Origin of the sequence: Clostridium sp. UBA1056 (assembly GCA_002316385.1) — a bacterium.
Lineage (GTDB): Bacteria > Bacillota > Clostridia > Clostridiales > Clostridiaceae > Clostridium_J.
The window spans coordinates 1-22,395 of sequence record DCDL01000014.1 but is presented as its reverse complement, the minus strand read 5'-3'; the positions used below and the strand labels follow the sequence as shown (position 1 = coordinate 22,395).

At 29.9% G+C, this 22,395-nt stretch carries 21 protein-coding genes; 5 read left to right on the top strand and 16 right to left on the bottom strand.

Features of this window, described 5'->3' with window-relative positions; all coding sequences use genetic code 11:
- Positions 1 to 69 precede the first annotated feature (69 nt).
- On the bottom strand, positions 70 to 462 hold the full coding sequence (locus B3W71_RS04255) for a hemerythrin family protein (protein ID WP_346887701.1): 393 nt from the start codon (positions 460 to 462) through the stop codon (positions 70 to 72).
- 364 nt (positions 463 to 826) lie between these two features.
- Here B3W71_RS04255 and B3W71_RS04250 point away from each other — a divergent pair, with 364 nt between their 5' ends.
- On the top strand, positions 827 to 2,632 hold the full coding sequence (locus B3W71_RS04250; RefSeq protein WP_346887700.1) for a thioredoxin domain-containing protein: 1,806 nt from the start codon (positions 827 to 829) through the stop codon (positions 2,630 to 2,632).
- Positions 2,633 to 2,770: 138 nt separating this feature from the next.
- Here the strand turns inward: B3W71_RS04250 and B3W71_RS04245 are convergent, their stop codons facing one another.
- Entirely contained in the window at positions 2,771 to 4,015 is a 1,245-nt protein-coding gene (locus tag B3W71_RS04245; RefSeq protein ID WP_346887699.1) for a serpin family protein, read from the bottom strand.
- Positions 4,016 to 4,142: 127 nt separating this feature from the next.
- On the opposite strand from B3W71_RS04245, the gene B3W71_RS04240 reads away from it, so the two are divergent.
- A complete protein-coding gene (locus tag B3W71_RS04240; protein WP_346887738.1) occupies positions 4,143 to 5,504 on the top strand; it encodes an MATE family efflux transporter in 1,362 nt (453 codons plus the stop codon).
- Positions 5,505 to 5,574: 70 nt separating this feature from the next.
- Here B3W71_RS04240 and B3W71_RS04235 read toward each other — a convergent pair whose 3' ends face one another.
- From B3W71_RS04235 to B3W71_RS04195, 9 genes are all read right to left on the bottom strand, one after another.
- Positions 5,575 to 6,837 (bottom strand): MFS transporter, encoded by a 1,263-nt coding sequence (locus B3W71_RS04235; RefSeq protein WP_346887698.1) that lies wholly within the window; start codon positions 6,835 to 6,837, stop codon positions 5,575 to 5,577.
- Positions 6,838 to 6,847: 10 nt separating this feature from the next.
- Positions 6,848 to 7,636 carry a zinc dependent phospholipase C family protein gene (locus tag B3W71_RS04230; RefSeq protein WP_346887697.1) on the bottom strand — a complete coding sequence of 263 codons (789 nt, stop codon included), beginning with the start codon at positions 7,634 to 7,636 and terminating at the stop codon, positions 6,848 to 6,850.
- Positions 7,637 to 7,927: 291 nt separating this feature from the next.
- Entirely contained in the window at positions 7,928 to 8,083 is a 156-nt protein-coding gene (locus tag B3W71_RS04225) for a rubredoxin (RefSeq protein ID WP_346887696.1), read from the bottom strand.
- Positions 8,084 to 8,297: 214 nt separating this feature from the next.
- Positions 8,298 to 9,203, bottom strand: coding sequence for a hypothetical protein (locus B3W71_RS04220; RefSeq protein WP_346887695.1), 906 nt, complete (start codon positions 9,201 to 9,203; stop codon positions 8,298 to 8,300).
- Between the two features lie 222 nt (positions 9,204 to 9,425).
- Entirely contained in the window at positions 9,426 to 10,349 is a 924-nt protein-coding gene (locus B3W71_RS04215; protein WP_346887694.1) for a hypothetical protein, read from the bottom strand.
- A gap of 111 nt (positions 10,350 to 10,460) precedes the next feature.
- Positions 10,461 to 11,840 (bottom strand): bifunctional metallophosphatase/5'-nucleotidase, encoded by a 1,380-nt coding sequence (locus B3W71_RS04210; protein WP_346887693.1) that lies wholly within the window; start codon positions 11,838 to 11,840, stop codon positions 10,461 to 10,463.
- Between the two features lie 358 nt (positions 11,841 to 12,198).
- The gene (locus tag B3W71_RS04205; RefSeq protein ID WP_346887692.1) at positions 12,199 to 13,200 is read right to left on the bottom strand and encodes a phosphotransferase; all 1,002 of its coding nucleotides are present in this window, start codon (positions 13,198 to 13,200) and stop codon (positions 12,199 to 12,201) included.
- 273 nt (positions 13,201 to 13,473) lie between these two features.
- Positions 13,474 to 13,617 carry a hypothetical protein gene (locus B3W71_RS04200; RefSeq protein ID WP_346887691.1) on the bottom strand — a complete coding sequence of 48 codons (144 nt, stop codon included), beginning with the start codon at positions 13,615 to 13,617 and terminating at the stop codon, positions 13,474 to 13,476.
- A gap of 81 nt (positions 13,618 to 13,698) precedes the next feature.
- A complete protein-coding gene (locus B3W71_RS04195) occupies positions 13,699 to 14,370 on the bottom strand; it encodes a tyrosine-type recombinase/integrase (protein ID WP_346887737.1) in 672 nt (223 codons plus the stop codon).
- 351 nt (positions 14,371 to 14,721) lie between these two features.
- Here B3W71_RS04195 and B3W71_RS04190 point away from each other — a divergent pair, with 351 nt between their 5' ends.
- From B3W71_RS04190 to B3W71_RS04180, 3 genes are read left to right on the top strand one after another with little or no spacing between them, the layout of a single operon-like run.
- A complete protein-coding gene (locus B3W71_RS04190; protein WP_346887690.1) occupies positions 14,722 to 14,892 on the top strand; it encodes a spore coat associated protein CotJA in 171 nt (56 codons plus the stop codon).
- A 14-nt stretch (positions 14,893 to 14,906) separates the two neighbouring features.
- Entirely contained in the window at positions 14,907 to 15,155 is a 249-nt protein-coding gene (locus tag B3W71_RS04185) for a spore coat protein CotJB (protein WP_346887689.1), read from the top strand.
- Between the two features lie 20 nt (positions 15,156 to 15,175).
- Positions 15,176 to 15,790, top strand: a complete 615-nt coding sequence (locus B3W71_RS04180) for a manganese catalase family protein (protein WP_346887688.1) — start codon at positions 15,176 to 15,178, stop codon at positions 15,788 to 15,790.
- Between the two features lie 195 nt (positions 15,791 to 15,985).
- Here B3W71_RS04180 and B3W71_RS04175 read toward each other — a convergent pair whose 3' ends face one another.
- From B3W71_RS04175 to B3W71_RS04155, 5 genes are all read right to left on the bottom strand, one after another.
- Positions 15,986 to 17,326, bottom strand: a complete 1,341-nt coding sequence (locus B3W71_RS04175) for an SHOCT domain-containing protein (RefSeq protein ID WP_346887687.1) — start codon at positions 17,324 to 17,326, stop codon at positions 15,986 to 15,988.
- Positions 17,327 to 17,421: 95 nt separating this feature from the next.
- Entirely contained in the window at positions 17,422 to 20,073 is a 2,652-nt protein-coding gene (locus B3W71_RS04170) for a cation-transporting P-type ATPase (protein ID WP_346887686.1), read from the bottom strand.
- A 106-nt stretch (positions 20,074 to 20,179) separates the two neighbouring features.
- Positions 20,180 to 20,803, bottom strand: coding sequence for a TerD family protein (locus tag B3W71_RS04165; RefSeq protein ID WP_346887685.1), 624 nt, complete (start codon positions 20,801 to 20,803; stop codon positions 20,180 to 20,182).
- A 12-nt stretch (positions 20,804 to 20,815) separates the two neighbouring features.
- Positions 20,816 to 21,397 (bottom strand): TerD family protein, encoded by a 582-nt coding sequence (locus tag B3W71_RS04160; RefSeq protein WP_346887684.1) that lies wholly within the window; start codon positions 21,395 to 21,397, stop codon positions 20,816 to 20,818.
- 127 nt (positions 21,398 to 21,524) lie between these two features.
- Positions 21,525 to 22,151 (bottom strand): TerD family protein, encoded by a 627-nt coding sequence (locus B3W71_RS04155; protein WP_346887683.1) that lies wholly within the window; start codon positions 22,149 to 22,151, stop codon positions 21,525 to 21,527.
- Between the last annotated feature and the right edge of the window lie 244 nt (positions 22,152 to 22,395).

Below are 22,395 nucleotides of genomic sequence, written 5' to 3'. Positions count from 1 at the left end.
TAGATTAGCTTATTTTGTGAAGGCCCCTTTATCTTTATAACTTAAATATTTAATTAGTGCTAAATAATTCTACCCTTGTGCAATTAGCTTATCTTTTTCAAGAATATGACTTACTAGCCAGTCATTTATAAAATCTAGTAATTCTAAAATATAATCCTCTTGATTAGCATCTAAATCATTTAAATCTATTTGATTTAATTTTTTTATAAAGTTATCATGATCTACTTTTTGAGTAAACATTTTTTTATAGTTTATGCTTTCCATATAAGCTTCTTCATCTCTAAAATGAAGAGCTGCATATCCTTTCAATTCTTCAATTAGATTTACTATTCTATCATACTTATCAATAATAAATTCGTTTTTTGATAAATTATAGATTTTATCTGCTATCTCAAAAAGCATTTTATGTTCATTGTCAATAATTTCTATGCCAGTTTTAAACTCATCTTTCATTTCGTACATTTAAAATTCTCCACCATTTCCTTTTAATAATACTAGTTAAAGACAATTTCGGTCTCCATTATTTTTAAAATATTTACTTAATATAGACCTATATAATACCATAAAAAACAATATTTTTCTATGATTTATCCCATAATTTGTAGTAACATGCTTTTTATGCATTATTATAAAATCAAAACATGAATCTTTATGATTTATATATAAGTTCGAATAAATAAAATTCATTAATATTTCTTAGTATAATCTAGAATTAGGCACGTGAAAACAAATTTAATGTAAAAGCTTTAATAAACCTTACATTTTTATAATCTATATATTCTTATATTAAGGTAATAATAAACTTATATGAAAGGAGATTAGTGTTATGTCAAATGAAAATGGTAATAGATTAATTAATGAAAAATCCCCTTATCTTCTTCAGCATGCCTATAATCCTGTAAACTGGTATCCTTGGTGTGAAGAAGCATTTGAAAAGGCTGAAAAAGAAAATAAGCCAATATTTCTTAGTATAGGTTATTCTACTTGTCATTGGTGTCATGTCATGGAAAGAGAAAGCTTTGAAGATAATGAAGTAGCTAATGTTCTTAATGAAAATTTTATTTCTATAAAGGTTGATAGAGAAGAACGTCCTGATATAGATACAATATATATGGATACTTGTCAGCTATTAACTGGTCACGGTGGATGGCCTCTAACTATTTTTGCATTACCAAATAAAAAGCCTTTCTATGCAGGAACCTACTTTCCAAAGGAAGATACTCAATATATGAATGGTTTAATTACTCTTCTTAATAAAATAATTGGTATTTGGGAAAATAGTAAAGATAAAGTTTTAGAATCTGCTAATGAAATAGTAAAAACTCTTCATTATATGACTGAATTTGGTGAAGTTAAAACTGATAATTCTAATAAAGTTAATGTTAAAAGTGAATTCTTAAAGGATGCCTTCTATACATTTAAGAGTAGCTTTGATAGTAAATATGGCGGCTTTGGAGATAAACCCAAATTCCCAACCCCTCATAATCTATGGTTTCTTTTAGAATATTATAAAGCTACTAATGATACAGAAGCCCTTAATATGGTAGAGATAACCTTAGATGCTATGTATGCTGGAGGAATATATGACCATATCGGCTTTGGCTTTAGTCGTTATTCTACTGATAGATTCTGGCTTGTTCCGCATTTTGAAAAGATGCTATATGACAATGCATTGTTAGCTATATTATATTCAAAGGCCCATGAAATTACTAAGAAAGAAAAATATAAATCTGTAGCAAATGAAATTTTTACTTATCTTTTAAGAGATATGCATGATGAAAAGGGTGGATTTTATTCTGCAGAGGATGCAGATTCTGAAGGTATAGAAGGTAAATTTTATGTTTGGTCTTTAGATGAAATTTATCAGGTTCTAGGTAAAGATGATGGTGAGAAGTTTGCCTCCTACTTTAATATCACTGAAAAAGGTAATTTTGAAGGTTTTAATATACCTAATTTAATTAATAAAACCTTACCTGAAGATACTGAGTTTATAAATAGATGTAAACAAAAGTTATTTAATTATAGGAATAAAAGAATTCACCCATATAAAGATGATAAGATTCTTACATCTTGGAACGGCCTAGCCATTGCAGCCTTTGCCTTAGGTGGTAGACTTCTACATAATAATGAATATACCTTGGCTGCAGAATCAGCCTTAGAATTCGTATATAAATACTTATTTAATGAAGATGGAAAGCTATTGGCTAGATATCGTGAAGGTGAAGCTAAAATATACGGTTATGCAGATGATTATGCATTTCTTACTTGGGCACTACTTGAATTATATGAAGATACTAATAAAGAAATTTTTTTAGGAAGAGCCATTGATTTAACTTCTGATTTTGTTAAATACTTTTGGGATGATGAAAAAGACGGCTTCTTCCTCTATGGCAGCCATGGAGAGCAGTTAATAACTAGACCTAAAAAAATATATGATGGTGCTATCCCATCTGGGAACTCTGTAGCAGCATTAAACTTCTTAAAACTATATAAGTTTACATCTAATATGGAATATTTAAATAAAGCTGGGACTATATTTGATTCCTTTAGCAATGAAGTAAGTCAGCATCCATCAGCCTACTGCTTCTTACTTTTATCCATGATTTTTTATGAAAAACTACAAACCCCATAAATTATAATTCTAAATTATTTTACAATCTTTATAAAATGTTAAGCCTGCACTTTAATATATTATTAGTGCAGGCTTAACATTGATTGTAAACTTAATTTATTTGATGGCAATCCTTTTAATTTTCTTAATATAATTGAGCTAACTCTTTACTTCTTCTATTTTACCCATAAATAATATGGTTCCATTTTCTTCATCTTCTATAATAAATACAAAAGGTCTGTTTGCTATAAATTCTTTATAGTCATCAATTATTTGCATTGCTGTTTCTTTGACTTCAATTATGGTTGCTGCAGATGCCTCACTTCCCTCTTCATTTACTTCTATCTTTGCTTGATGTAGAACACTACTAATACATATGTCTTCTCTTATACCTTTAAAGTTAGCGGTTTCACTAAAGGCATCCTTCATGCCTAAAACTACTAGGGATTCTTTTAACTCTTTAGCACCATATTCTATCTGGAATTTTGGAAAGCTTACATTGACATCTTCTTTCTCTTTACCAATAGATGCTTTTATAGATTTCCACTTATCTAGGTCTAAACCATTGATAAAACTATCTGCACCTAAGCCTTCCTTTGGTAATACTGCATACATGGATATCTTTCCACTAGCATAAGGCATTTTTATAACTTTAAAATCATCTTTTTCTCCATAAAATGTTTTATTACTAATAGCAAGCTTTCTCATAAAATCTACCTGTGATTTCTCTCCCTTTGAATTTGTAAATTCCTCTATTACATTATTATTTTTATCAAAAGGTTCTTGCCAATTGCCTTTAAAATATATAGCATTAATTAGATACATAATTACGTTATCGGAAATAGATCCTTTTAACATATCTTTAATCATATTATTGGTAGATTTCTCAATCCAGTTATTAATTTTATCCACAGATGATGCCTTAGAGAAGTCCAAGTTATCCACTTTTGCCCCAAATGTATCGTTATTAATGTTTATAAACTCCTTATTTATATCCTGGCCTTCCCTAATCCATATAGAATTACCTATATTTAACTTTATATTTTTATCTATATTTCCTAAGTACCCAGTAAGAGTTTTATAACTATGATTTATCTTATCGTCAGGCATTCCCTCAAATCCTAATACTTTGTTCATTTCTTCTTTTGTATTATCCTCTGCTCCATTATATGTCATGGTAAGAGCCATAGATATACTTAAAGGAGATATGAACACGTTTTTCTCCTTGTCATCTTTAGAAATTTCTTTGAATATATTAAATGCAAATTTGTTATTGCTCTCTACAAGCTCTTTATCTACCTTATCAGCTAAAATCTGTTCATTATTATTGGAAAACCCACAGCCGGCTAAAGAGATGGATATCATAGCTGTAAGTATTATAGCCATCATCTTTTTAAATCCCATAATATCACTCCTAAATTAAATTTCACCTTATATTCAATGTTATAGTACTACTTTTTAGTCATTCCAAATAAAGCAATTTGCTTGATTAAATCGGTTTGTACTGTATAATTGTACATGTAGTACTACTATAAAATATTATTTTAGTAAGGTGAGGTTTTTTATGACTAAGGACTTAACTAAAGGAAATGAAACTAAAGCTATAATAAGCTTTGCCATTCCTCTTATTGTAGGAAACATCTTTCAACAATTTTATAATGTAGCTGATTCAATAATAGTTGGAAAATATATAGGTTCATCTGCTTTAGCCGCAGTTGGATCTTCTTTTACTATTATAGTATTTTTAACTTCTATTATCCTTGGACTTTGTATGGGAGCATCTGTAGTGTTCTCTCAATACTTTGGAGCTAAAGATGAATCCAACCTAAAGAGTAGTATTTTTACTGCTTTCATATTTATTGGTGTTATAACTGTTATAATTAATTTATTTGCTAGTATATTTGCAGATAACATCTTAAATTTTATGAATACACCTAAGGTTTTATTTGATGATGCTAAAGAATATATAATTATAATTTTTTATGGTATAGGTTTTACCTTTATTTATAATTATTTTTGTTGTTTACTTAGATCTATGGGAAACTCCTTTATACCTCTTTTATTTCTAATAATAGCAGCAATAATTAATATAGTTCTTGATATAGTTTTTATAACAGTTTTTAACCTGGGTATTGCTGGAGCAGCCTATGCTACTATAATAGCTCAAGGCATATCTGGTATTGCAACAGCCATCTATTGTTTTATTAAATTACCTGTAATTAGATTTAAGAAAAGTGATTTTAAAATAGATATAAGTATTTTAAAACTAGTAATGAACTATAGTGTTTTAGCAAGTATTCAACAATCTATAATGAACTTTGGAATTCTATTAATTCAAGGTCTTGTAAATTCCTTTGGAGTTTCTATAATGGCTGCCTTTGCCGCTGCTGTTAAGATAGACTCCTTTGCTTATATGCCAGTTCAGGACTTTGGTAATGCTTTTTCTACCTATGTTGCTCAAAACAGAGGTGCTGGTGAAGTTGAGAGAATAAAAACTGGTGTTAAATCTTCCTTTAAGATCATCACTCTATTTTGTATTGTAATCTCAGCAATTGTAGTATTATTCTCAAAAGAGTTAATGACTATATTTATCTCTCCTTCTGAGGTTGAGATTATAAATTACGGTTCACAATATCTATGCATAGTAAGTGTATTTTACTTTCTTATAGGATATCTTTTCATGTTATATGGATTTTATAGAGGTATAGGTTCTGCTAACATATCGATATTACTTACTGTTATCTCCTTAGGTCTTCGTGTTGGCCTTGCATATTTGCTAGCTCCTACTCTTGGAGTAACTGCTATCTGGTGGGCTATTCCCATAGGTTGGCTCATTGCTAATATAATAGGTATATCCTTTATGAAAAAGTTTATAAAAAAATTAAATATATAGAACATGAAAACCCGCTTATAGATTAATACTAGAAATATCTGTAAGCGGTTTGCTTCATTTGCAATTATATCTATAAACTAACGGTAATTTCTTTGTCTACTGGTATATTGACTCTCGTAGCTGATTTAAATATTATAATTCCTAAAATAAACATTACTAAAATACCTAATACTCCAGCCTTAGAACTTCCAGTTATATGAGTTGCTATACTCATAAGCATAGTTCCCATGAAGGCTGCTCCTTTACCGAATATGTCATATAAACCAAAGTATTCACTAGATTTCTCTTTTGGAATAATTTTTGAGAAATAAGACCTTGAAAGAGCTTGAATTGCCCCTTGAAATACTGCAACACAAACTGCAAGAAGCCAAAACTCCCATGCTTTATCAAGTTGTAATGCAAATATTGTTATAGCTATATATCCAATAATTGAAGATGCTATTAGCTTATCACTTTTAAATTTTTTAGAGAGCTTTCCAAATAAAATAGCACATGGAAAGGCAACTATTTGAGTTAAAAGTAATGCTAGCAATAAATTATTATCTGTAATACCTACATCCTTTCCGTAAGATGTAGACATACTTATAATTGTATGAACTCCATCAATATAGAAGAAAAATCCAAGTAGGAATAAGAAAATCTTTTTATCTTTTCTAATGTTTAAAAGTACTTTCCCTAACCTCTTAAAGCTTTCTACTATTGGTTTATCTCCCTTTTCAACATAATACTTTTGTTTATAATTCTTTAATATGGGTAGTGTTATAAGGAACCACCATAGAGCATTCAACAGAAATGCTATAGCCGTTGCCATAGTAGTTGTAATTCCAATTTTATCTGCGAAAAGTACGAGGAGTAAACTTATAGTGAAAGGAATACAACTACCTATATACCCCCATGCAAATCCGTGAGAAGATATTTCATCCATCCTATCATCAGTAGTTATATCATTAAGCATGGCGTCGTAAAAAATAAGACTTCCTGAAAATCCAATCTTTCCAATGACAAATATAGCTAAGAATATGATCCATGGTACTGGAAGAGCTAGAGCTGCACATCCTACAACTCCAAGCATCATAAATAATGAAAATAGTGGTTTCTTATAGCCTTTAGTATCTGCTATAGTTCCAAGGATAGGTCCAAGTATTGCTACAATAATAGTAGATAATGATACCGCATAGCCCCAATAGGCTGTAGAATCTGCTGATGAAATTCCTGCTGTGCTAGCAACATTTTTAAAGTAAATAGGAATTATAGTAGATACCAGCATGATGAAAGCTGAGTTTCCTACATCATATAGAATCCACTGCTTTTCTAGTTTAGTAAATTTACTCATTTTATACCTCCTATAGAAAATTTCGATTGAAGAATTCGTCTAGGTAGTCATCTCTTTTTATTGCATTATAATACTCTTCAACTCTATGTAACGCTTCATCTATAGCACTTTCATAAAGGTCTAGCAATTTTTTATTTACATCTATACATTTTTTATTTGGCTCCACATTTATAATCATATGACTAAAGCTATCTCCACCTTTAATCAAGCCTAATACCCCTTTTATAATCCTTCTTTTTATCCCGTTTTGGCATAGTAATAATTTATTATAAAATCTTACTGCCTTAAGACATTTATATATTTCTTCCCCTGTTACCTTTTCATAAAGCTTTGATATGTGGTTTGCTACAGTTTTATCAGGTACAATGTGAGCTCCTGCACTATGCCTTTGTGGATTTAAATTATTCCTTCTCATCAGTGCCCCATCTAATTCAGCTTCTATTTCTTCATGAGATATATTACTTTCCTCCATAGCCTCTGTGATAAAAGGATGACAACTACTATCAAGAACAAAGTGACATACAAAGCCTAAAATATATGAAAGACAAACTTCATCATAACTTTTTATAATGTACCTTCTGCTATTTTCTAAGAAGCCATAGGCCTTCTCTTCATGTAAGTTATGTCCATAGCTTTTTATTTCATTTTTAAATAAAGGTTTATAATAGAACAGTATATCTGGTCCATTGAGTCCTATATAATATGCTTCTTTATTAGGAATTATAATATCTTTTATACTTTGTGGTAATTTTTCTAAAACTGTTTGTCCAAAACTATAGTGACTATAACTTGCTGGCATACAAATCCCCCTTGTAATTTATAAAATATTCTGACTTTTATTTTATTATATACTTCAAATGTTTTAACTAAATTGTGTTATTGTAAAGTTCACGTAAATCCTTATATCTATTAATATTCTTAATTTAATCATAAAAGCACTAACTAATTTAAAGTGTACCTCCAAATGTTTTAAATATGATTATATCACATGTCTAGCATTTGGTGTGTGCTTCAATTAAAGTTAGTGCTTTTATAACTGTTCTAATACAAATTCTAAATTTACATAAATATTATTTACTTATTTGCTTTTCTAATCTACAGAATCCTTTTCCTCTAATAATTTAAAAAAGCTTTTATCACGTCTACATAAAGGACATCTCCAATCCTCTTTTAGCTCTACAAATGGTATCTCCTCTTGATTTTCATCGTACAAGTAACCACATATGCTACATCTATAAATTGCCATCGTATCCCTCCTTAATTATAAAATTATATTAATAAATTCTATTATTCATTAGTTTAAGTACAATAGAACTATTAACTTTCTAAAACTATAAATATAATTTATATAATATTCATGATCCTAAAACTTTAGAACTTCTATAAACAAATCACCCCTTTGAACAGTTATATATAAATATATTTATATAGTTATATATGTTTATATACTCTTTCATGGGCTAAGGTGTTATTATCACAGCATCATTTGGTATAGAAAAATCTAAATCTACAATCTTACCATTCTCGTTAGTAGTAGTCCTAGCACAATATTTATAATTAAATCCATAGAGGTCGTAAACTTCAACAAAAATTTGTAATCTATCACCTTCATTTAGCTTATAGGTTTTATTTAAATTTACACTGTATTCACTTGGAACTTTTGGATTTTTTTCTAGTTTTAATTTTTCAACCATATTATCATTTATTACTATATTACAAAAAGGTTCTGTTACATAATTACCTTCTATAGCACTAGGATAAATATTAGTTGTTATCTTACCCTTGAACTCAACTTGATTATCTTCTAGCTTTTTAGTTTCACCTTGAAACCCTATAGGAACTAATTGAAGTTGATGCTTAGCTATTTCCATATAATTTCCGTCCCATATTTCTTTTTTTACTTCATCACCATAATCTAACATAACTCCAAATTTCATTTCATTAGATAATGGAATTGCTACCTTTGCACTATACTCCTTATTTGAACCTAAGGCTCCCTGAACGCTCTTAGTTTCTCCATTACTAGCATATGTGAAATAAAACTTTAACCCTTCTTTATAGACTTTAGGCGATCCATAAAATGTAAGATTAATCTCCTTCTTATCTGCATTAAATCCTTCTTCTTTATACCTAAATTCACTTAAAATACTTCCTTGCTTTTTTAGGGTTTCTTCTACCGTGGTATTAATACTACTCATTGATGTATTCATTTGTCTATCTAAATTATATATATCATTTTGTATCTGTTCTTGAAGAGTATTAATCCTTATTAAACTATATATATTGAACAATATCAAAACTACAAAACCTAGAATAATCCATCTTTTTACCTTCTTATTTATATCTAATGATTTATTTTCATCCATATCTATCTCCTTTTTTATTTACTTACACATACTTCTTTCTTAATTACCTGGTCTATCCCTTTAATGCATCAAACTTCCTAACTATATCTCTATCCATATATTAAATCTGCAAATAGTACCTCTTCCTGACTTTCATCATACAGATAACCGCATACACTACATTTATAAATTGCCAAATACCTCTCCTTAATTATAAAGTTATATATTTGCACTTTAGATACTCTATGGCTCTATCTGTATAGCAGCACTTCCTCCAGAATATTCCCACTTATTAAGAGTTCCATTATTATTAACTACAGTCATAGAATAATATTTATAGGTAAATCCATATGTATCCTGAACTTCAACTAAAATATCTAACAGATCTCCATTTTTCAATTTATAATTTTCTTTAAGAGTTCCAGTGTAATTGCTATATTCATTTGAAAATTCATTGTTTTTATCTAACTCAATTTCATCTATAACTTCTTCATTTAATCTTATTTTGCATAAAGCTTTTTCTACATCATTATTTTCCATTGAACTTGGATAAATGAGAGCTCTAATTTGCCCATCAATTATTACTTCATCACCTTTTATTTTATATTGCCCCCTAAAATCTTGAGGCATAACTTGAAGTTTATACTCCCCTTCATCCATATATTGTTGTTGCCATGTTTCTTTTTTCACTTCTTCCCCATAATCTAAAGTGAATCCAAATTTAACATTACTCCTTATTGGAACTATTATCTTTGCACTATAGCTTAGATCTTTGTCTAATTTACCTTCAACACTCTTAATATCTCCATCGTTACAGTCATAGTTAAAATAAAACTTTAGTCCATCTTTATACACCTTGGGAGTTCCTTTGAGATTAATACTAATGGCTTTGTTTTCTATATCTAGCCCTTCTACTGAATAACTAAAATCACTTAAAATACTATCTTGCTTTTTTAGGGTTTCTTCTACAGTGGTATTAATACTACTCATTGATGTATTCATTGTACTATACAAATTACCAATATCACTTCGCATATTTTCTGTGTCACGTTGAAGAGAATCAATTTTTAACAAACTCCATACATTAAGCAATATTAAAACTATAAACCCTATAATAACTCTTCTTTTTACTTTCTTATTTGTATCTAATGACTTATTTTCCTCCATATCTATCTCCTTTTTTATCTAATCTATCTTCTTTTTAAATTTATTACTTACATATAGTTCTTTCTTAATTACCCACCTAGCTCATACTATTCAATGCACCATATTTCTTCCCTATACTTCTATCCATCTCTCTTCCAATGCATCATTAACCATATCTTCATCACATAAATATTCTCTTAGGATATCTCTTATATATCTATCATCATATTTATGATTAGAATTGTTCTTTAAATCTTTATATCCAGAACCTCTATGAAGGTAATCAGAGGTGCTTACCCTATAAACCTTATCCATCTTGAGTGGCTCTTCATTTATAAGTACTTCTAATACCTTTCTTCCTTTATATTTAATCTTTACATTTTTAGAAAAATGAAGTCTTCCTACATACTTACCTCTAAAGCCTGGTCCCCTACCATCAGCTAAGACTATATCTCCATCTAGGCTTTCTTTTATAGCCCCTAATATATACTGGCCCTGAATCTCAACATATGTAGGGTTTAATGGTGATGGCTCTATCTGCAATAGCTTAAGATTTGTTAAGGCTCCTTTTTTCACTCCACCATTTAATACTCCACTATTTATAAAAGCAAAGTCGCAGTTATAAACTTTAGATAGTCCATCTGCTAATAAGTTAGTGATAGGATTTTCTTCTATTACATCATGCCATAAATTTTCTTTAACTTTATATAGTGTTATAGAAAGATTATTTAAAGCAATTTCTTTATTTTTCTTTAATACTTTAATTACGCCTTCATCCATACCTAACTCTTCTATATTTATGTTTTGTCCACTAATTAAACTTACCTTATTATCTTCTACAGATAATTTTATTACTCCTAGATGCTCTCCAAATTGGCCTGAGGTGTGAATTATTGTATCATTTACAATTTTAGGTTCATCCATAAGTATGTGAAAATGTCCTCCTATTATTACGTCTACCTCTGGAATTTTCATTGCAATTTCTTCATCTTTATCCATCCCTAAATGTGATAACACTATGCATATATCATATTTACCTTCATTCTTATGTATTTCATTATTTATCCCATCTAGATAATCTAAAATATTCAATCCACAGCTTGTACTAAACTCATTCAAGTTAGGAGAAGTACCAATTATTAATATTCTAAGTCTAGCCCTATTAATTACTATACTTTTATTAATTCCTTCTATATTTCCTCCTTTAAGTTTTTCTATGTGACAACTTAAAAGTGGTATTCTTCCATTAGAAGCCATGTTAGTTAACGTGTCAATTCCATCAAATGTCTCATTATTTCCAACAGCTATAGCATCATAATTAGCTTCTTCTAGCAAATCTATTGCAACCATACCTTTAGTTCCATTGGCTTCTACTCTTTTAAAATCTGCAAAATCACCTGCATCTAAAATGATTGTATTCTCATTTCTTAACTCATTAATTTTTGTAACTATCCTTGCAAAGTTTTCAAAATTACTATGTATATCATTAGTATGTAATATTTGTAGTTCCATAATATATCTTTAGTAAGAGAGTGTATTGTAAGTACCAAACTCTTACTAAAGTTCACCTCCTTTCATTTTATACCTTTTTCTGTGTACAACATGTTAGTAACTTTGTGATAATTCGTCATATTTGAAAAGTTCGACATATCCCAACTACTCTAATAACTAACTGAGCTCTTTATAAAACATGACTTTTCAGATATATCTAATATTTACACCACTCATCAACTAAGTATTCATTTTGCCAGCTTCACATTGTAGACATAATAAGAAGTTGAAATTCCAATAAAATTTGGATATCCTCTATCCCTCAAAACATTCCTCAACCTAACATGTTTTCCCTGATATCATCCCAGATATATTTATATTATTTATTTGCAAAGATAAATCTGTCGTTATTTTTATATTTATTAATTACGTGATCACATAAAAAATTTGCCATGTTTTTTATGTGTTCATACTCTTCTGGGTTAGAGGATAAAAACAGCATATTATCAATTATTGATAACGCAAAAAAACTTTCAATCAGTTTTTCATAGTCACTTGGTAATAAGAAAATATTTTTATATCCTTTTATGAAGAGTCTACGATTTTCAACACTAAGGTGCATTAATGTTTGTGCTATATCATATAAGTAATAACCAAATCCACATCTTGAAAAATCTATTAAAAAAATATCCTTACCATTAGCAATATAATTGCACTCATTTAGATCTCCATGTATTAGTCCCCAATTTTGATCCTTAGATAAGTTTTTCTCTATAAATTCTATAATATTCATCGTACTTTTATAAATATCATTAAATTTCATCTTAGATATAATTTTAATATCTACTAGTTTATCTAATTTTGATAAATTAGCCTTACTAGTTTCCAAGTCATATTCCGTTCTAATAAATCCCTCGGGTGTTTCCCATTGATTTAAATATTTGTGCAATTTAGCCATTTCCTCACCTAATTTAAAGACTAATTCATTATACTTCTCATCATTTATATCAATAATTTCTCCATCAATCCATCTAAGTACTGTAACATTTAAATCCTTACCTAAAAATTCATTGAAAACTTTTGTTACAAAACTACTGTATCTATTTTTTACTGGTGCTTGTACTGTAAATAACTCACAACTATTAAGCTCTTCAAGTAATAGTAATTCTGAATTAATCAAGCTTTTATTATTTTGATACTCATCGTCCTCATTAACGGATTTGTGAATCCTAACTAAATACCTTTCTTCACTACTCTTCTTTTCAATGCAAAACGTAACATTCTCACTTTGTTGTAAGAAAGAAATATCATCATAATAAATTTCATACTCTTTTAAGACATTTTGTGCAAACTTATAGTACTCATTTATATCTGTATTCATATTGCTCCCCCTCGTATAAATTAATTGTGACTAATCTTACTTCGCCATTTTCTATGATTGCAACTTACTTCATACTTTTTAATTTATCTAATTGCTTTCTTAATCTCTTGTTTTCATCTTTAAGTTCTTCCATTTCAACTAACTGAATAATTAAGTTTTGCTTATCTTCCTTAAATTTCTTAATTTCCTAATAAAGTTGTTTTATCTTGTCGTCTTTAGCCTTTAATTTATCTTTTGGTGTAGCAACGATACTTATCATTAGAAACACCTTTCTCAATTGCTCTTAGGCTTAATATACGCTCTTTTAGAATGTTTTAACTTATCTATTGCTTTATTAACCTTTTCAATAGTTTCTTTGTTCTTCTGAACTGCAAATTCCTTTAAACCTTCTGTATTTCTATTAGGCTTCTTTACCATTCATTTGTACCTCCAAACTATCTACAAGTGGTTTAAGATATTTCCATTTAACATATTGTCTTTCCCAAGAACGTTGTTGACCTAACTCTTTATATCTTGCCATTTCCTTTCCATAAGGTCTAATTCTTGCTTTAAAATAGGGTAGAATTTAACCTCGGTAACGTAGTTTGGACAGTTATAGAAGAAACAACCATCACCATCAGAACAGTTACCCCTTCTAAAATCATATAAGCATACGCCTGTCGGTAATGGATTAAAACTCATAGATTTTGATAAATTAGAAACTATATCATCAATCTCTTGCTCCATTTTACCACGAAACTGTTCATCAAGTTTAGACTTAATTTCTTTTGCTCTAAGACCAGCAATCTTAGAATCTTTACCAAGTATCATATCTGAATATATCTCTTTAACTTCTTCCTCTTTTAAAGTAAGGTAATGTGAAGTCATTTCAATTGACACATGAGAAAATTGCTTCATTATGTGTGCTATTGGTACTTTTTGTTTAATAAGTTCCCTAACAAATGTTGCTCTAAATTGGTGAGATTTTAACTGATATAAATTTCCTTTGCTATCTCTTATATCCCATCTTTTAATAAATGAATTTAATTTCACTTCTACAAATTTATCAGATTTATAAACAACTATATTACCATTTAATCTCTTTGATTTTGTTAGAAATAATTCCTTTAATCCACTTCTTTGGGCAACCTTCTTTTCTTCTTTAAGCCATGATGAATAACTTAGAAAAATTTCTTTTGTTATCTAATTAAAACTATTGATGCTATTTAAAGTACAATATTTAATAAATGAAGGTAAACGTGAATTTATATTATTTCTAACTGTACTTAGTTTAACCTTTCCTAATTTATAATAAGCATAAAGTTTTACTGTTAATTTTATATCTTCATTCTAGTTTTTAGATAAATAACAACAAACTTTATCTAAAACATATATTTGATTAATATCCAGTTATATAAATATTCTACAATATTTCTCAGAATATTTATATAAAAAGTTTTATATAAATAAAGCTTCCTTTCACAAATTTCTAGGTTTAACATACCATGCTAATAGGTAGAAATTAATTCAAGGAGAAAACAAATGACCAGTTCTGATAATCACCCACATATAAAAATGAAATACGCTTGTGCTTTTATATTACCTCAAACTTATGAAAATTTATTTTCAGTTAAAGATGCTCTATCAAGGGGTACAATATTTAAGGATTTGTATAGGCCTTTTAACGAGAAGAAAAGATCAAGATGGGAATAAGGGGGTGAGATATTATGTATGATCAAGAATTATTAGACAATATAAGAAAAGTTCAATTTTATTGTATAGACTTAAATCTATATCTAGATAACTTCCCTGATAATAAGGAAGCTACAGAAGATCTACAAGCTGTATCTCACAAGCTAGGAATGTTAGTACGCGAATATGAAGAAAAATATGGTCCATTTACTAACTTCGGCTCAGCATCTATTCAAAGTCCTCGCTGTTGGACTTCATTACCTTGGCCTTGGGAAAATTATTAACAGAGGAGGATTATAATAGTATGTGGTATTATGTAAAAACATTAGAGTATCCAATAAATCTTAAATGTAAAGACCTTAGAATGGCAAAATTTCTTGTAGCTCAATATGGTGGTCCTGATGGAGAATTAAGTGCAGCCCTTAGATACTTAAATCAACGCTACACTATGCCTACTGGGAAATCTAAAGCATTATTAACTGATATAGGTACAGAAGAAATGGCTCACGTTGAAATGATAGGTACTATGATCTATCAACTTATGAGTAATGCTACTTTAGAAGAACTTGAAGCAGTAGGACTTGGCGGTCACTTCACTAATCACGGAAGGGCTTTATTCTACACAGATCCTAATGGAGTACCTTGGACAGCGGCTTATATTCAAGCTAAAGATGATGTAGTTGCAGATCTGCATGAAGATTTGGCAGCAGAAGAAAAGGCAAGAGCAACCTATGAATGGTTGATAACTCAAAGTGATGATTACCAAATTAAAGATATTTTAAGATTCTTAAGACAAAGAGAAGTTGTTCACTTCCAAAGATTTGGTGAAGCTCTAGATGATGTTCAAGACTGCTTCTGCAAGAACCCATTAAAGAATCCAATGAACTCAATGAACTCAATGAATTCAATGAATAAATAAATTTGAAATTTATATTCTTCAGGTGAATATACTTATATAAAGGGGCTTTCGCAAAATATATTACGAAAGCCCCTTAGATATGAAAATAGTCTTAGGCATCTGAAAATAAATAATAAGTCAAAGATGTGAAGTATATTTTGAGTTAGACAAGGAAACAGGTTCNNCATTCTGACTTACTTATTTTTTAAAGATGCCTTAGATACGTGAAAGTAATTCTACTTTTTTAGCTTGGAATTCTTCTTCTGTTAGAATGCCTTCATTTTTTAAGGCTGCAAGTTCTCTAATCTGCCCTACAATGTCCTCTTTTACCATAACTGGGCTATTATCTGCATAAATATTTTCTGCCTCTTCTTTATTTTCATTTAAATCTTGCTTCTTAACATACTTTTCTCTGTTATACTCATTAACTATCTTAATTATTCTCTCACATTCTACACGTTTTAAAGTCTCTATTTTAAACTTGTTGCCAGATAGAATTATTTCAAGAGTAGTGTCTTTAAATAAGTCAGTTACCATACTAAACATTGATTTGTATTCACTTGTTTCTTCTAGTCCTATATAAACTATATCATTATATATTAGTCTTGAAACTAATTCTTCCTCTTCAGATGAGTCATTCTTATTTATTATTAATATCTGCTTGTTAGTGCATATTGTGAAAGTTGACTTATCCTTTGAGTTATCTCTGCTTGAAAGGAATACAAAATATTCGTCTGCTGCTAAATAATTCTTAATTCTATAGTAGATAACTTCTCCCACTCTATTTTCAAGCTCTTTTTCTACTTCTCTAGCAACCTCTTCTTCAGTGATAATATAGTTCTTTATATTAGTTTTATTGAAGTAGTTTTGTAGTATATATAAGCTGCTCTTATCTACCTTTAGTACATCTATACCGTTAATAGATAGTATGGCAGATTCATTATTATCACATAATTCAATCTTTTCTATCTTGACAAGGTCTATTTTATTAGAGTAAATTATTTCTTCAGATATATGCTTTCCTCTAAAATAAAGAGCTTTATCACTTAATAAAAAATACTCACTACTTCCTCCATAATAGCTTACAAGAGGAATTTCTATTTCATCTAATAAATCCTCCTCTCCCCTTTTAGTTTTAAAGCGTGAAATAATTTCATATCCATGTCTTCTAGATATATAACTACCAAAGCTTACTTTAGAGTTCTTAAAGTCTTCATCTACTATGAAAATTCTTTCATAAAATTCATTGGTAAAACTTAATATCTCCTCTATATCTTCTTCATAAAAGTAATTAAAATCTCCTACCTCAGCTGATACTTTGCTACAATTAGTTTCTATTTGATTAATGACATCAATAGAAAGACTAGCAATAAATTTTCTTTCTTCTTCAATCTTTTGTCTATTCCCTTCAATCTTTGCTTCTAACTCTTTCTTACCTTTTATTGCAGCCTCTGTAAAAATCATACCAGTAGCCTTAGCCATATCCTTGATTTCACTCTCTTTAACAGTCTGCTTTAAATCTTCACCTATTCCCTTAAACTTATCAATAATATTCATAACTTCACCTCATTCATATCATATTTATAATTTAGGCTATGTTTTAATTTATTGGTGAAATATTTCCTCAACATTATTAAAACATAGCCATGATCTTAGCTACAAACTTCTTGTGAAATTTGCTTTGATTCTTTTTTATTTAAAGTATTAACTATGGCTTTTCTAATCATATCTACAGGTATTATAGTAATTGCTAATCCTATAACCACAATCCATGCTTGAGGCTCTATTGGAGAACAGCTAAATACTTCCCCACCAATATATGTTAGAATTACTTGAACTACTACTATAATTCCCATTACTTTTATGAAGCCTTTATTTTGCCCTATATTCTCAAAAATATTTACACCTTCACTTCTAACGTTGAAGCCATTAAATACAGCTGATAATACAAACATTGAGAAATATGCTGTAAGGTGCTTCTCTGAAGTTGCAAACATTTCAGTAAAGAATGGCATCTTTAAGAACATAAAACTTAGTAGTGTTACCCAAGTTCCTGCAAATAAAACTTGTCCCATCATCTTAGAAGAAACAATACTTTGCGTTCTGCTCTTTGGTTTTTCTTCCATGTATTTCTTTAAAGCTGGCTCTGAACCTAAAGCTAAAGCTCCAAGACCATCCATTATTAAGTTAATCCAAAGAATGTGAGTAATGCTAAGTGGTTGTTTTATACCAAAGAATGGTGCTATTGCACAAACTGCAACAGCTGCCACATTTATTGTTAATTGGAACTTTATAAACTTTAATATGTTGTTGTATATAGTTCTTCCATAAAGTATAGCATTTTCGATAGATTTAAAGTTATCATCTAGTATAACAATATCTCCAACCTCTTTTGCAACATCTGTACCTGAACCCATCGCAAATCCTACGTCAGCTCTCTTTAATGCAGGTGCGTCGTTTACTCCATCTCCAGTCATACCACAAACTATGTTTAATTCTTGTGCAATTCTAACCATTCTTGATTTATCTGTAGGGAGTGCTCTTGCTATAACTCTTAGGTTAGGTAAAATTGCTTTTATTTCTTCGTCTGTCATAGCATTTAACTCTTCTGATGTTAATGCTATATCAGTGCTATTTTCAATTAATCCACAATCTCTTCCTATGGCAACAGCAGTTTCTTTTCTATCACCAGTTATCATTACAACTTGAACTCCAGCATTTTTAACTTCTTTAATAGCTTGTCTTGCTTCTGGTCTTACATCATCACGGATTCCAACAAATCCAACTATTATTAAATCTTCTGGTAAAACATCTTCCTTTAAATCACTTTCACTATAAGCAAAAGATAATACTCTCATAGCTTTATCTGCAAGCTTGTCTATCTTTTCATTAACTAAAGCTTTATTTAGAGGAACTATTTGTCCTTCTGCATTAATATATTTTGTTGCTTTCGCTAATAATCTTTCAGGTGCTCCCTTATATACAGTTTTTCCTTCTAATTGAGCTGCTGAATATTTATTTGCTGAGTTAAACTGTTGAGCTTTAATTACTCTTATATCTAGGTGCTTTTCTGCTTCTTCCTTTGTTAAGAAGTTAAGTAGTGCTTTATCTGTAGCATTTCCTCCGATTACTTCTCCAGCTCCATCAAACATAGCTCCAGTATTTTTACCAATACAGTGTGCCATTAACTCACTTATTGCTTTACTCTTACCATAGCTGTCATCTACACTACCATCAAAGAATTCTACAACTTCTAATTTTCCCTTAGTTATAGTTCCTGTCTTATCACTAAATAATAGATTTAATGATCCTGCTGTTTCTATTCCTATTGGCTTTCTTACTAATACGTTGTTTTGTAACATTTTAGATGTATTTTTCATAAGTACTATAGCAATCATAAGTGGTAGCCCTTCTGGTACTGCCATAACGATAATTACAACTGCTAACATTACTGTTTCTAATACTTCTTTTAAAATTTCTATAAATCCTAAATCCATAAATGGACCGATACCACCAGCTGACAGTACATTTTGAATCATTAATGCCACTCCTATAACTGCAGCACCTATGTATCCAAACTTAGATATTTTGTTTGCAAGGTCAGTTAATTTAACCTTTAATGGACTATCTACAGCATCGTCGGACATATCTTTAGCCATAGATCCCATAACTGTATTCATACCAGTTTTACTTACTCTCATAACACCAGAACCGTTAACTGTAACAGCTCCTCTAAATAGTGAGTATCTATCTACAAAAACATCTCCTGTAATAGCTACCTCACTATCAGCATTCTCACCATTATACTCTTCATGTGCAAACTTCTTGCACTCCTCAGATTCTCCATTTAAAGATGAGTTATCAACTGCTATACCTCCGTCGACTAGAATTCCATCGGCAGGAATCTTATCTCCAGATTGTAGTATAACAAGGTCATCAACAACAATTTCATCTACGTCAATTTCTATTGCTACACCATCTCTATATACTTTACAGATGTCTTTCTTTGCACTGCCTTTCAGCTTTCTATATTCGTTATCAGATGCAACTTCTGTTTTAGCAGATATTACTGTTACTAATACTATAGAAATAACTATACCTACTATTTCGCCCCACTCTGCATAATGCATTAAAGCTAAAATAGATAGTATTCCTGCTATTCCTAAAAGCAGTTTTATCATTGGATCTTCAAAAGCTCCTTTGAATTTGTCAAAGAAGGTTTCTGGCGGTGCTTCTTCTATTATGTTAGCACCATACTTTTTTCTTTTCTCCTCTACCTGTTCTTTACTAAGCCCTTTAACCATTTCTACTCTCCTCGCACTTATATTGTGTTTAACACTAAGCCTTTTATTTATAATTTAAATATACATGTAGAAGTAAAATCCATTACTTCTACATGTATTGGTAATACTACTGGTATAAAGCTAGTACTCCGTTTAAGTCAGCTATTTTTCCTTCTCCTACAGCTTTGAACTGCCATTCTGAACCACTTCTATAAAGCTCAGCAAAAATTACAGATGTTGCAGTAGATCCATTTTCTTTTAAGTTAAATCTACATATTTCTTTCTCACCTTGAGCTACATCAAGTAATCTTACATATGAGTTATTTACCATTCCAAAAGTTTGTCTCTTAGCTTGCGCATTATGAATTGTAACTATAAATACAATCTTCATGATGCTAGGATTTATAGCATCTAAATCAATTTGTATTCTTTCGTCATCTCCATCTCCTGCACCAGTTCTATTATCTCCACCTAGAGAGATTCCTTGTCCAGATTTATTGTTGAAAAATATTATATTTTCTACAGTATTAAATCTGTTATTGCTATCTAATAAAAATGCAGCTATATCTAAATCAAAATCAGCTGAATTATTAGAAAGATCCCAACCTGCACCTAAAACAACTTTTTTAAGTCCCGGATTCTTCTTTGTTAAATCTAAAATATCATTTTTGTTTAAGTCCAATACAACACCTTGTGGTTGATTATCACTACTTGATAAATTTCCGAAACTTCCACCTAGGTTAATTCCCATTTTATACACATCCTATCTATATCTATCTAATAATGTTGAAACAGACGCTTGTAGATATTCACCAACAGCTTTAAATTTCCACTCAGAACCATTTTTCTCAAGTTCAGCAAATATTATAGCAGTATTATCTCCACCTTCTTCAGTTAGGTTATATCTGCATATTTCAGCATTTCCCTTATCCTCATTAACTAATCTAACATATGCATTCTTTACCTTTGCAAAGCTTTGTCTTCTCTTAGCAGCATCATATATACTTACTGTGAAAACAATCTTATTACAATTTGCTGGTATTTTATTTAAAGATATAGATATCTTTTCATCATCACCCTCTCCAGCACCAGTTAAGTTATCTCCATGAAGGTATATCCCAGTACCTTTTTTATGTCCAAAATATATTAATCCTTCTTTTCCAGTAATCTTATTATTACTATCTAATAGAAAAGCAGCTAAATCTAAATCATAATCAGCTTGCATACTGAATAGTCCTTTTTTTACAACGTCCCAGCCTGCTCCAAGCAAAATATTATTTAAAGATGGATCTTTTTTAGTTAAATCTAAAATATCATTTTTTTGTAAATTTAATATATCTGCCATGTTAATTCCTACTTTCTTCTTTCTATTTATCGGTTTTCACTTAGGCATCTTCAAGAAATAAGTAAGTCAGAATGCTCGTATATTTGACTTGTTATTTATTCTCAGATGCCTTATCTATATTTCTAAGCTACATGTAAAGACTTAATATACCATTTAAATCTGCTATTCTGCCTTCTCCGATAGCTTTAAATTGCCATTCAGCCCCTGCTCTATAAAGCTCTGCAAAAATTACTGAAGTAACTGTAGAACCATTTTCTTTTAAATTAAATCTACAAATTTCTCTTTCATTATTTTTAACATCTAGAAGTCTAACAAAAGAATTTTCAACCATTCCAAAGGTTTGTCTCTTTGCTTGTGCCTCATGAATAGTAACTACGAAAACTATCTTCTCAACATCACTTCTTATTTGAGATAAATCTATTTGAATTCTTTCATCATCACCATCTCCAGCGCCAGTTCTATTGTCGCCTTCAAGTCTGATTCCGTCCCCAGCCATATTATTAAAGAAGATAACATCTTCTGGAATTCTTCCAACCTTATTACTCTTATTTAATAAAAATGCAGCTATATCTAAATCGAAGTCTTGTCCATTATTTGCAACGTCCCAACCTGCTCCTAAAATAACTTGTAAAAGTCCCGGATTCTTCTTTGTTAAATCTAATACATCATTCTTCTTTAAGTTTAATGCATTAACTCCATTATCAGCTGGTGCTTGATTATTGCCTCCCATAATTGAGCCTAAATTTATACCCATAGCTATCCCCTCACTTCTAATTATAAAATTATAGTTATACACCATAAATTATAACATACTTCTACAATTCTATATTATTTTTTACATTTAATTATCAAGTTTTACATTTTGTTAATCTTGTAATAAGCCCTTTTAGGCATCTGAAAATAAATAATAAGTCAAAGATGGGCAGTATATTTTGAGTTAGACAAGGAAACAGGTTCCTTAGATAGTAGCACTATCTAAGGGTTCTGTTGACGTAGTA